The organism is Pseudomonas vranovensis DSM 16006 (assembly GCF_000425805.1).
Classification (GTDB): Bacteria; Pseudomonadota; Gammaproteobacteria; order Pseudomonadales; family Pseudomonadaceae; genus Aquipseudomonas; species Aquipseudomonas vranovensis.
The window spans coordinates 147140-159855 of record NZ_AUED01000011.1 but is presented as its reverse complement, the minus strand read 5'-3'; the positions used below and the strand labels follow the sequence as shown (position 1 = coordinate 159855).

The window sequence follows — 12716 nt, the reverse complement described above, 5'->3', positions numbered from 1 at the left end:
TTCATGAACTGAGACTTTTTTCAAGCATGGCCAAGAGCGCGCGCAGGCACCCCGGCCACCGTCATGTTATCAGAGATATCATTTACTACAGCGGCCCCAGCGCCAACAACCACCCGGGTGCCAATATTCAATACCTGCCGTACACATGCTCCAATGCCTATCCAGCTCAGGTCGCCAACCTTGACCATGCCTGCCAGCCTCGCACCAGGGCAAACGTGGACACAGTCGCCCAGCTGGCAGTCATGATCGACGCTGCTGCCGGTATTCAAGATGCAACCTTCGCCGATCCTGGCATAGGCATTCACCACTGCCGTGGCGAACACCACAGTGCCTGCCCCGAGCGATGCGTGACGGCTTACCACTGAACCTGGGTGTTGAAGCACCGGCAACCGGGCACCCACGACCTTGAGCTCGTTCAACTTGCGTTGACGGATATCATTATTGCCGATTGCCACCAGAACACCCTGGTAGTCCTGCACGCGTGCGAGCAGGTCCGCCGTTGTTCCAACTACCGGCCAAGTTCCGTTGGTTACAAGTCCCGGCCACGCGTCATCAAAAAATTCGATGGTGTCCCAACCACAGCACTCGGCTGTGTCGGCTACGACCTTGCCGTGGCCACTGGCACCGATAATGGCAAGTTTTTTCATTTTTTGGTGCCGGTAAACTTGGACATCGTGACCTCACCATCAGCGCAAATTCCGTCCCGGACCAGCACTTTCTTGATAGTCAGAAAGATAATCTTTATATCAAGCCACAGCGACTGGTTGTCGACATACCAGACATCCAGCTTGAACTTATCTTCCCAGGACAATGCATTACGACCGTTGATTTGCGCCCAACCGGTAACTCCAGGGCGCGCTTCATGGCGACGCAACTGTTCGCCGTCGTACAGCGGCATGTATTCCATCAACAGCGGTCGTGGCCCTACGAGGCTCATGTCACCTTTGATCACGTTCCACAGCTCGGGCAACTCGTCCAGACTGCTTGAACGAAGAAAACTACCGAAGGGGGTCATGCGTTGCGAATCCGGCAGCGGGTTACAGTTGGCATCAACTGCATCACGCATGGTACGAAACTTGACCATTTCAAACGGCTTGCCATGCAAGCCTGGCCGAACCTGTCTGAACAGGACCGGCGAACCCAGGCGCTTGCGGATCAGGTAGGCAACGATCGCAATAACTGGCGACAGCAGGATGAGCCCTACTCCCGCAACGACAATATCGAAACAACGCTTTAACATTAGAAACCCCTGCCCCTACCCTTCCAAGCTTGAAAGCACTGCGTCGGTCATTTTTTCGCCAAGCGACGGAAGTGCGCGCCAAATCGCTCGACCCCTACCCGCAGCGACAGTTGTTGTTGATAATACGCGCGCCCCTTATGCCCCATGGCCAGGCGCTCCTCCCTGATCGAACGCAGCAACGCCTCGGCGGCCTGAGCAATGGACTCGGGGTTCTCCGATTCGCTGACAACGCCGCAGCCCGCCTCACGCACCAGATCGGCAGCATCCCCATCCACAGCCATGAGTAAGGGCTTGCCGGCAGCCATGTAAGCCTGGGTTTTTGACGGGATGGTAATGGTGAACAGCGGGTCTTTTTTCAAGTGCACCAGCAAGGCGTCGGCATGGGCAAGGTAGGCCCCGACGTCCGTCATCGGCACACCTGGCAGGAAGGTCACATTATCGAGCCCACTGGCCTTGGCCATTTCCTGGAGCCGGGCAACCTCGACGCCACCGCCGAGGAAAACGAATATCACCTCCGGGGCACGAGCTTTCAGCAGCTGTGCCGCCGCCATCACCGCTTCAAGCGATTGCGCCTTGCCCATGTTCCCGGCGAACAATATTCGAAACCGGGAAACATCCGGGAAGTTGGCTGGCTGTGCCGCGTCCGGCGCACAAACCATGTCTTCGGCACACCAGTTGTAGATCACGTCGATCTTGCATGCCGGCACGTTCCGCTCAATCAGCAGCCGCTTGAAGCCAGGCGACAAAACGACCACCTGATCGACACGGTTGTACACCCAGTCACACACACCCGAAACAATCCTGAGTGCTTTTTCGTTGGAAAACATCCCTGTCGCCCGCAGTGTGTCCGGCCACATGTCCTGGATGTCGTAGACCACCGGAACACGCCGCAGCAAACGGATGCAGGCTGCGGCGATCCCTACCGTCAGCGGCGGGTGGTAGGCATAGATGACATCTGGCTTTTTCGCGCCAAACAATCCATAGAGCAGGCTACTCGCAGCAAAGCTGACATAGTTGAGCACACGCCCAATGCCGCTCTGCCCATGGCTGGGATACAGCGGTACACGGGTGACCTTGACGCCGTCGATCACCTCGCGCTGCAGGAGCTTGACCCGATACCCGGGATACAGCTTGCCGCCCGGGTAATTGGGGAATCCGGTCACGACTTCAACTTCGAAGCCTTGTGCGACCAGCTCTCGTGCAAACACCAGCCCTTTGAAGGTCGGTTCAGGGTCAAACCACTGTGTGAGCAATAGAACGCGAACGCCCATCCCGATCAGTACCTTCTCCAGACTGTGCGCATTACATAGTCTCGATAGCTATGAATGATGCGCACGACTTTCTCGGAGACATTCGGCATGCTGTAGTCTTCCACCAGCCGGAAGTCACGCACAGAACCGCGCTGCTGGGAGTCGACCAATTGCAGGCCTTGCAACACGCGCTCGAGCTCCAGACCAACCATCATCACCGCAGCCTCCTCCATGCCTTCCGGGCGCTCATGGGCTTCGCGCAGGTTCAGCGCAGGGAAGTTCAGGATCGACGACTCTTCGTTGATGGTACCGCTGTCCGACAGTACCGCCTTGGAGGCCAACTGCAGCTTGTTGTAGTCAGTAAAGCCCAGTGGCTTGAGCAGACGGACGTTGGAGTGAAAGGTCACGCCCAGGGCATCGACGCGCTTTTGAGTGCGCGGGTGGGTCGATACGATCACCGGCAGGTCATACTGCGCCGCAACGGTGTTGAGGACGTCCACCAGCTTGAGGAAGTTTTTGTCGGCTTCAATGTTTTCTTCGCGATGGGCACTGACCACGAAGAACTTACCTTCCTGCAAACCAAGACGCTGCAGAACATCCGAACTATCGATTCGTGGGCGATAGTGCGAAAGCACTTCAAACATCGGACTACCGGTCTTGACCACCATGTCGGGAGAGAGGCCCTCACGCAGCAGGTAATCCCGGGCGATGGTGCTATAGGTAAGATTGATGTCGGCCGTATGGTCAACGATCCGCCGATTGATTTCCTCGGGCACGCGCATATCGAAGCAACGATTGCCAGCTTCCATATGGAAGGTAGGGATCTTGCGACGTTTTGCCGGAATTACCGCCATACAGCTGTTGGTGTCGCCCAGCACCAGCAGAGCTTCAGGCTCGACTTCTGTCAGCACCCGGTCCACAGCAATGATCACATTGCCAATGGTTTCCGCACCGGACGCTCCGGCAGCGTTAAGGAAATGGTCAGGTTTACGAATACCCAGATCCTGGAAGAAGATCTCGTTGAGTTCGTAATCGTAGTTCTGGCCGGTATGCACCAGGATGTGTTCGCAGTGCTCATCGAGCTTGGCCATCACCCGCGCCAGGCGAATGATTTCCGGACGAGTGCCCACCACTGTTACAACTTTCATTTTCTTCATTGCAATTTCCTGTAAACAGCGGCTCAGGCTTCGGTGCCCACCGGCCGAGCGTAGGTATCCGGGTGCTCGCGGTCAAAAATCTCATTAGCCCAGAGCATGACGATCATCTCGTCCTCGCCCACGTTGGTGATGTCGTGCGTCCAGCCTGGCACCGTTTCAACGATTTCTGGTTGCTCGCCGGTGGTGAACAACTCGTAAAATTCGTCGGAAACAATGTGACGGAAACGGAAACAGGCCTTGCCCCGAATAACCAGGAACTTCTCCGTTTTGGAGTGATGGTAATGGCCACCGCGGGTAATACCAGGATGCGCGGTGAAGTACGAGAACTGGCCAGCGTCCGGCGTTTTGAGCATTTCCACGAAGACGCCACGCGGATCCCCGTACTTGGGAACCTCATACGTAAAGCGATCAGGCGTCAGGTAGCTCAGGTAAGTCGAATACAGCGCCCTTAGCAGCCCGGTGCCTACCGACTCGGTAATCATGCTCTTGCGACTGTCACGAAATGCGGCCAACTGATTCGCCAGCTCACCGACGGTGATGCTGTACTGAGGCTCGACGCTGACAAACGGCTCCCCTGCCAGCTTGCCATCCATCACGGCAATGAAATGGCTGACAACATCGTCGATGTAGACCAGATTAATGCGCGCGCTTGGGTCGTTGATCTGGATCGGCAGATCCTTGGCGATGTTGTTGCAGAAGGTCGCCACCGCCGAGTTGTAGTTCGGTCGTGCCCACTTCCCGAATACATTAGGCAGGCGGAACAGGTGCACAGCAGAGCCATGCTCGGACTTCAGGTCAAGTAAGACCTGCTCGGCACCACGCTTGCTACTGCCATAGGGGTTATTCAGTTCGGCCTGGCTGGACGATGTGTAAAGCACAGGCGTCTTGCGGCCACTGGCCTTGACCGCGCCACATACGGCGCGGGTCAGGTCGGTGTTGCCGGAATGGAACTCCTGCGGGTCCTGCGGGCGGTTGACACCTGCCAGGTGAAACACAAAATCCACTTGCGCAACCAAGCCTGGCAGACTCGCCAGTGAATCCTCGCGAGTAAAGCGCAGCACTTCGACGTCGCTGCGCTCCCCCAGGTGAGCGATCAAATTTTGACCGACAAAACCGTTGGCACCTGTAATCAGAACCTTCATCGCTTATTCCTCGGGCGTTGCGTGTTCGCCACGCTGAATCGCACGCATGAAGTCCAGTTTGAGCAGCAACTGCTGCATGCCCTGCACATCCAGACGTTCGGTATTATGCGAGTTGTAGTCTTCAGTGCGGGAAATCTTGGTTTCGCCCTGCTCGACAAACTTGGCGTAGTTCAGATCACGCAAGTCAGGCGGAACGCGGAAGTAATCGCCCATGTCTTCTGCACACGCCATTTCTTCACGGCTGAGCAGTGCTTCGTAGAGTTTTTCGCCATGGCGAGTACCGATGACCTGGATAGGGTGCTCCGGCTTACCGACCAGATCAGTCAGTGCGCGAGCCAGGACTTCGACGGTCGCTGCTGGCGCTTTCTGCACGAACAGGTCACCGTTGTTACCGTGCTTGAATGCATACAGGACCAGGTCCACGGCGTCGGCGAGCGTCATCATGAAACGCGTCATGTTCGGATCAGTCAGGGTCAGGGCCTTGCCGGCACGGATCTGATCGATAAACAGCGGAATTACCGAACCGCGGGACGCCATCACGTTGCCATAACGGGTGCCGCAGATAACGGTCTTAGTGTCATCGACGTTACGCGACTTGGCCACCATGACTTTCTCCATCATTGCCTTGGAGATCCCCATGGCATTGATCGGGTACACGGCCTTGTCGGTGCTCAGGCAGACAACGCGCTTGACCTCGTTCTGAATAGCGGCTTCAAGCAGGTTTTCGGTACCCAGAACGTTGGTCTTGACCGCTTCCATCGGGTGGAATTCGCAGGAAGGCACTTGTTTCAGGGCGGCGGCGTGGAAGATGTAATCCACGCCACGGGTGGCGTTCAGTACACTTTGGTAGTCACGAACATCGCCGATGTAGAACTTCAGCTTGGAACTACCATAGCGCTTGCGCATGTCATCCTGCTTTTTCTCGTCGCGGCTGAAGATACGGACTTCGGCGATATCGGTATCGAGAAAACGCTTAAGCACAGCATTACCAAAAGAACCAGTACCACCGGTGATCAGCAGCTTTTTGCCTTTAAACATGACATTTCCCTTTAATAGCATCCAACAATTTAGCGACCTGCATATCAGGCATTTTATTTTCGACAATAAACTGCTTGGCCAGCGCACCCTTGCTGACAAATTCACTATCAGCGAGCTTTGACAGCTCCAGCAACTTCATCTTCAGGCCATCACTGCCCGGCGGAACAAGATAACAAAAATCGTAATATTCTTCAGGAATACCATCGAGCGTGTACATTAGGACAGGAACCCCGGACGACATGTACTCGATGATCTTGGATGGGAATGAGTACTTCGTATAGACAGAGTCGTTATCTCGCGGGTTAACCAGCAATGCCGCATTACGCTGCAACTTCAAAACCGACTCGCGATCCAGCTGTCCAAAATACCTTACACCCGACTGTACAGCAGCAATCTGTTCTACATACTTGCGATCATCACCGTCACCGCAGATAAAAAGCTCGTAGTCACTGACACCCGAAGCCACATAAGAGTCGACCAGGTTTCTTATGCCGTAGCGGCGATCAAGAGTGCCGGTGTACAAGAAATACTTTTTCCGCTCTACCGCGTCAGTCAAGGCGATATAACGCTTATCGGCGATGCCTTCAATGACCACCTTTTTGATGCCGTCATCGAATTCCCCCAGCATGTCCTTGGTGATTGCCGAAATGCTGTCTGCGCGATTGACAATAAAGTAAGAGATGCGCGATAGCATATTGTATGCGAATTTCGCCAGTCCGCGTCGTACAGCCATGTACTCAGGAAGATCCGGAACGATAACACAAAAATGCGTATCGCTGCGCAGAGACTTGACCACGTAGCAGGCCAGCAGGAACGGCAAGTGCATGGAGTAGCAAACCAATACCTGAGGCTTGCCTTTGTCAGCTTTCATTTGCAGCAGAATCGCCTTGACGGCACGCACGACCTTGTGCAGGTTCTTCACGATCGTCAGATTGAAGAAACTGACATTCATGATGGTAACGCGATCCAGGGTTTCCCGCTTCGCAGCAGGCTGATAGAAAATATCGCTATAACGCCGGGGATAAGCGCCAATAAATGGCAGATTTATCACCGTCAGCGAATCGACAGACGGGCTTTGCGAGAAGCCCTGAATGTAGTTTTTCTGGAGCGTGTCTGCGGCGTGCTGCATTCCGCCCTTAGACTTCTGAACAATATTGTTCTTGTCGCTGTCACTAAAAATCCCACCCAGGAACAGTACTCTCATCACGCCCTCACCTGAGCAATTACCAAACGCAATCGATCGACCACCTGTCGACCGACAACACCAGACACCCTCAAGCCCTTGCCCATCCCATCAATTCCAAAGCAGATTGTTCCTGAGCAACGGCAGCACCGAAAAATGCGCAACCGGAACAATATAAAACAAAACCAGATAACCTGCAAAAAACAGCAAATACAGACCGAGAAAGAAATAGCTTCGCCGCCTCAAGAACAACGAATTAACACAGTACAACATATTGAAGAATACAATAGTTCGGAATAGCCGAACAAATATCTCAGACTCAAAATACAACACAACGAAAAACAGGGAAAACAAGTTGAGATTCAAAATAAATACAAGCTCTTTATCCCGCCCCGCCGCATCAAACACCTGCCGAAGACTTAGCCGCTCGGCAAAAACAGCAAAAAGCACCAGCGTGACCGAAAACACGTGCACAGCCAAGTTAGCCAACGAACTTTTCAATGAAGTATCATAATAACTGAAATGACTGGCGAGACTAGCAGGCAATGGCACACAGTAACGCACAAGAATATAGACACAGATAAAGGAAAAGAAAATAAAGAAGAAACGCCAAAAAGATACAACCCTATTCACGGGCATGACAATGAAGAACAGGAAGAGCAGCGCTGACTGGTGAATAGAGGCAGCCAAGATAATCAACAGCACATACTTTAACCGGCTATACGATTTATTCTCGAATAACACAAGCATTGCCTGAAGAAAAATAGCAAAAGAAAGAGAGTTTCTGACCAGCACGAAATCGAGCGGAAAGAAACACACAAGATAGATCAGCAAGGATGCCAGCGGAGCCAAAGCACGCTTTAGCACATATCGCCAGACCAGTAACAGGGTCACAAACGATATGATGACCTGAAACCCTTGATAAGAAAGTCCTGCGTGGCTGAAAAAGATATTCAGATAACCATAACCTACTTCTTTCCCCCAGCTGGCAAGCGTGTCTCGCGTATGATAATACAGCTCATACGCCTCTCGATCACCGTTCCAGTAGTTCCATCCATAGAGCATCCACATCGCCAGAAAAACAGGCAAAGCGAACACGATGGACAACTGTCTTCTTCTTTCCATATCGCCTGCTTTATTTTAATTTGTTCTTAATAAAACTAGATATGCTTTCTGACTTACTAACACCCAACGCACCTCTGATCACCCTGGACACAATCGAACGCAGCGAGAAGAACTGAGGGTCGAGGATAATTTTCGCAACCGCCACTTCAAAGGTCTTATCGATAAGCAACACTTCAGGATGCTTCAATGGAAACTCCATTGACCGGGTGGGCAAGCCGCAGAACCTTTCCACCATGGGATTTTCCATCGAGTGACCACCATGGGTGGAGTCAAGATCAACACCAATATTCGTGATTTGATTGTTTTTGGGTACGATGGCATACAGGTTGTGAGCACGTACCGAAAAACTCATCTGGTAGTCCCATGAGTAGAATCGCCCGCTTTTCTCTTTGGCATCCACCTCATAGTCCAGATTGTAGCTATCCTGATAGTAGAGTTTCTTGTACACGTACTCATCCTTTATTCTGTTGCGAATATAGTCATTACGCCACAGGACCAACTCACCATCGTAGAACCTTGTGAACTTGTAAGACCAGGAAGCCCATCCGCACGGCATCATGTTCTTGGTGAATACATAGCTGGAACCATCTTCAGGCTCATAGGTCTTCAAATAGTTCGTGCCACATACCCAAAGAACACGCGTGTCATGCTTGTAGCGAAGCAACATCTCCCGGCAAAACGCAAAGAATGTTACCTCTGGAAGGTTGTCATCTTCGAGAAATATTGCATGCTCTTCTCGCTGAAAAACCCACTTGGCGCCTTCACCAATATTTGCGTACACGCCAATGTTGTTTTCTTCGTACTTGCGGATAATTTCGCAATCCCAAGTGATAGCAGCTTCAATCGCCTGGCGACACTGGGCTACCTGCGCCTTCTCTTCATCGTTGCGACCGCCATCCGAGAGTAGGTACAGCTTGGCCGGGGCAACCTTGGCAATCTGCTTGATGACCTCCAGCGGCTTGTCAATGCGCTTGAACAAAAGCAGAACCACTGGAATATCAAATTGTTCCATTGCTGCCACACCCCTCTCCTAACCTTTGATTACCTGAGGACCCAACTACCACCCGCAGCGGCACCGGCAATCGGCAGGCTTAATAATCCTGAACTTTCTTGACCAGCGAATAACTATACATAATCTCGAGCATCGCTGAACTCACCAACGCCAGCACCACCGAATAGATACTCCAGTTCAAGGACAGATAAACAGCGCAGAAACCATAGAACGAAATAACTGAAACCACCTGATTCCTGAGCACGAAGTCATACCGTTGACGCGGTACAAATATGAAGTAGATATGACTACCGACGATGAGGAACGTCATGATATTGATACTGAGCAACATTGAGAGGTAATAGGCTTCCTCCATATCGTGCACAGATACCAAGCGCACCACCCAGTAGCCACCCAGCGCCACCGAGAGCATGCACAGCAGACCGATGAAGATCTCAACCTTGATGATTTTATTGATAAGGTTTCTTTGTGCGCTTTTCACCATCATCGGGAAAAGGGCTGCATTGATGTTGGAGGCCAACAGACTGGGCACTGAGAAAATCTTGTTGGCGAGGTCATAGATCGCCACTTCTTTCATGCCGAAGAAAGAACCGATTATGATTTCTATACTTTTCTGCTTGAGCGTATTGGTTGCACTGGACCAGAAAAACGGCTGCACCTCACGCAACAAGGCAATAACGCCTGAAAACGCCGGCCACTTCAGCGCAGACCGCGTATGCCTTAATGCCAGGTAGAACGCTACAACGGAAGCCAGTACGTTGGTGGCCACAACTATAAACGTATAGGTGTCGACATCATCAACATCCTTCACCAGCAGATAAATGACCGGCAACGACAGCAACTTCAACGAGAGCTGGACGGTAGTAAGTATTTTCATTTGTTGCATGCCATGAAAATACCAGAGCGGCAAAAATATGCACGACAGCGTGTTGGCAAAACACATGATGAAAATCCATGCATTCGCCTTCATGAACGGAACCAGCAGGAGCAAGGCAACAAACACCGCCACTGCCAGGAGCTCCAGCACGACTTTAGTCACAGTCACGGAAGACAGCAGCGACGCATGCAAGGCCTTATCGTCCTGGCTCAGCGACACCAGCTTGGCGGCATGCATGTCGAATCCAAAGTTTATAAAAACCATGAAATAAGCTGCAATGCTGGTGGCAAACACAAAAAGCCCAAAATTATCAATACCAACATTATTGATAACAAATGGATAAATCAGCAAATAAAAGAATGAGTTCGCCACTTGCAGGATAGTCATGTGGGAATAATTACTTATTACCTTGACATTATCCCTGTAGAGCTGCTTGACCTGAGCCAGATTCAACAAATCACCTCACAAAACCTATAAACCTGGACATCAGGCCAATCTAGAACTCTAAATTATTTCATTTTTCGTCTTATACTGCGCGCCGACTCCCCATCCTTTCAGACAAGAAAAAGCGAACCAATGCCACGAAGACACCCAAGCCAAGCCCCAGCACCAGACCCAGCGCCATGATCATCAGCTTCCTCGGCTTGATCGGCTGATCGGGAGGATCAACGATCCCATCCTGACGAAATACTGTGACGCTCGCAGGATTGATCTCGAGCGTGCGATAGAAGGCAATGCTTTCCTGGTTCTGGCGCAAGTGACTGATAAATGGATCGTCCGACTGACGGCTTTCCAGGTTTTCAATCTCTGCCTCAAGTGCTTTAGTGCCGCGCATGTACATCAAGGAGCTATCCATGCCGGAGGATACTTCCGCCGCTAGTCTCCCGCTGATGATTGGCGGCTTCTCCAGCCCAATTGACTTCGCTACACGCAGAGCCTCTTTGAGCTGGACAATCTGGTCTTCACGCTCTTTTCGGGAGCTTGCACGGTAATGATCAATTTGTTTTTCCAAATTGTCAGCCTTGACCAGTGCATCGCTTTTGATATTCTTGAGTACCTCTTCCTTGGCCTTGTCGCTGGCCAAGGCTGCAAAGGCCTCAACCCATTCTACGGCCTGCTTCGGATCAGCGACATTCGATGTAATCGAGAAACGGGTCGGGTCATCCTTACGAACAGGCTCAACGATCAACGAATTGCTGAATTGAGTGAATCGAGAATTCTGAGAGCCCCCACGTTGTGCATCCGTCAGGCTTGGCATATACAGCTTGCGATACAACTCCCAACGCAGTGTTTCGGACTGCAAGTGCGCCAGGTAGACAGCATAGACTTCCTTTACCTGCAGGAAACCCAGGCCACTATCTCCGCCCCGGCCAAAATTGAGATTTGCAATGTCATTCTGGGTAGGAGGCTGAATAATCAATTCTGCTTCGTAGATAGGCGTGGCTTTCCAGGCATAGCCCGCCGCCGCCAGGAACACCACGACTGCACACAGCAGGATAAGCAGCTTTTGCCTCCATAGCCCCTTGAACACTTCCGTCAGGTCTATTTCGTCATTCTGTACCAGGCGCTCACTAACCATTTTTACTCTATTTTCCTTGTATACAGCTCACCAGGCTTTATCAACGCGGGCTCGCTGACCGGAAAGAGGCACAGGCGCGCGCAAACTTAGGTGACAGTGGTAATTCGCTCAAGACCAACCCGAAAAACCAGAAAGGTCTGACTCAGTTCGCAAGCATTCCTAAAGACAAGCCAAAAATGACCTACACACTAAGTTCGTGTGGCGCGCTTAGAATATCTGATACTGACATATCAGCAAAGCAAGCTTTTCTGACTTACCAGCGACTTAATAGTTCATTGACGAGCGACCCCGACTGTCGGCTAATAGCACAATATCGCTAATAAGAATCCTTATCGATGGCTAGGATAAATACCCCTGAGGCAGTGCGCAGACACGCGAAATCTATGCACCAGAAAGAATCGAAACCACCCCCTAGCGGGGGGATCGCGCTGACTGCCTGATCTTGTGACGAGCGCGCCACACTAGCAATGCCCCCAGAACCGGCCCGAGCAAGAGCCCCAACACCAAGGCCATTACCAAGAGCAAAGCAACTGGCATTGGTGGCAATGCGAACCCCAGAAACATCAGGCTGATTACCTGCTGGTTTTCGAGGGTGAACACCAGGACAAGGGCAACCAAAAGCAACAGCAGCAAAACCAACAATAGGCGATTGACCTTATGCACGCCCAACGCCTCCATGATCTGTACCCGCCTCTTCCTCATTCACCCGATCCCGCAACTCCTTCCCCGGTTTGAAGTGCGGTACAAACTTGCCATCCAGGCTCACCGACTGGCCGGTCTTCGGGTTGCGCCCTACTCGCGGTGCACGGTAGTGCAGAGAGAAACTGCCAAACCCCCGGATCTCGATCCGATCACCGGTCGCCAGACATTGAGACATTTGTTCAAGCATAGTCTTGATGGCCAGCTCGACATCCTTGGATGAGAGCAGCCCTTGATGGGTGACAATACGTTCGATCAGCTCCGACTTCGTCATATTTTTCCCTTCTTTATCAAGCAGCTAGATCATTGCTTCATAGTTTTTAGCATGACCTGAGGGATTTGAACAGGGCGCTTATTGACTTAATCGAAGAATCTTGCGTAGCCCCCGTCAAGGATAAACACCCCTCTGCGCGC

General features: G+C 52.0%; 13 protein-coding genes. All 13 read right to left on the bottom strand.

Translation table 11 applies throughout. The features are described from left to right. Positions 1–20: 20 nt before the first annotated feature. The 13 genes from H621_RS0112285 to ihfB all read right to left on the bottom strand — a co-directional run bounded on the left by H621_RS0112285 (position 21) and on the right by ihfB (position 12576). Positions 21–647, bottom strand: a complete 627-nt coding sequence (locus tag H621_RS0112285) for an acetyltransferase (RefSeq protein ID WP_028943689.1) — start codon at positions 645–647, stop codon at positions 21–23. After that, entirely contained in the window at positions 644–1240 is a 597-nt protein-coding gene (locus H621_RS0112280) for a sugar transferase (protein ID WP_028943688.1), read from the bottom strand. The genes H621_RS0112285 and H621_RS0112280 overlap by 4 nt, the downstream gene beginning before the upstream one ends. Positions 1241–1287: 47 nt before the next feature. After that, positions 1288–2511 carry a glycosyltransferase family 4 protein gene (locus H621_RS0112275; protein WP_028943687.1) on the bottom strand — a complete coding sequence of 408 codons (1224 nt, stop codon included), beginning with the start codon at positions 2509–2511 and terminating at the stop codon, positions 1288–1290. Between the two features lie 5 nt (positions 2512–2516). Next, the gene (gene wecB, locus H621_RS0112270) at positions 2517–3647 is read right to left on the bottom strand and encodes a non-hydrolyzing UDP-N-acetylglucosamine 2-epimerase (protein ID WP_028943686.1); all 1131 of its coding nucleotides are present in this window, start codon (positions 3645–3647) and stop codon (positions 2517–2519) included. Positions 3648–3670: 23 nt separating this feature from the next. Continuing rightward, entirely contained in the window at positions 3671–4789 is a 1119-nt protein-coding gene (gene wbjC / locus H621_RS0112265) for a UDP-2-acetamido-2,6-beta-L-arabino-hexul-4-ose reductase (RefSeq protein ID WP_028943685.1), read from the bottom strand. 3 nt (positions 4790–4792) lie between these two features. Next, positions 4793–5827 carry a polysaccharide biosynthesis protein gene (locus H621_RS0112260; RefSeq protein WP_028943684.1) on the bottom strand — a complete coding sequence of 345 codons (1035 nt, stop codon included), beginning with the start codon at positions 5825–5827 and terminating at the stop codon, positions 4793–4795. Beyond that, positions 5820–7031, bottom strand: coding sequence for a glycosyltransferase (locus tag H621_RS0112255; RefSeq protein ID WP_028943683.1), 1212 nt, complete (start codon positions 7029–7031; stop codon positions 5820–5822). The genes H621_RS0112260 and H621_RS0112255 overlap by 8 nt, the downstream gene beginning before the upstream one ends. 90 nt (positions 7032–7121) lie before the next feature. Next, on the bottom strand, positions 7122–8108 hold the full coding sequence (locus H621_RS0112250) for an EpsG family protein (RefSeq protein ID WP_245219061.1): 987 nt from the start codon (positions 8106–8108) through the stop codon (positions 7122–7124). 37 nt (positions 8109–8145) lie between these two features. Then, positions 8146–9147, bottom strand: a complete 1002-nt coding sequence (locus tag H621_RS0112245) for a hypothetical protein (protein WP_028943681.1) — start codon at positions 9145–9147, stop codon at positions 8146–8148. Between the two features lie 79 nt (positions 9148–9226). After that, complete coding sequence (locus H621_RS27070; RefSeq protein ID WP_051270525.1) at positions 9227–10477, bottom strand: oligosaccharide flippase family protein; 1251 nt, start codon at positions 10475–10477, stop codon at positions 9227–9229. A gap of 73 nt (positions 10478–10550) precedes the next feature. Next, positions 10551–11603, bottom strand: a complete 1053-nt coding sequence (locus H621_RS0112235) for an LPS O-antigen chain length determinant protein WzzB (RefSeq protein WP_028943680.1) — start codon at positions 11601–11603, stop codon at positions 10551–10553. A 411-nt stretch (positions 11604–12014) separates the two neighbouring features. Next, the gene (locus tag H621_RS0112230) at positions 12015–12281 is read right to left on the bottom strand and encodes a lipopolysaccharide assembly protein LapA domain-containing protein (protein WP_036989753.1); all 267 of its coding nucleotides are present in this window, start codon (positions 12279–12281) and stop codon (positions 12015–12017) included. Next, the gene (gene ihfB, locus H621_RS0112225) at positions 12259–12576 is read right to left on the bottom strand and encodes an integration host factor subunit beta (RefSeq protein ID WP_028943678.1); all 318 of its coding nucleotides are present in this window, start codon (positions 12574–12576) and stop codon (positions 12259–12261) included. Before ihfB ends, H621_RS0112230 begins: the two co-directional genes overlap by 23 nt. Between the last annotated feature and the right edge of the window lie 140 nt (positions 12577–12716).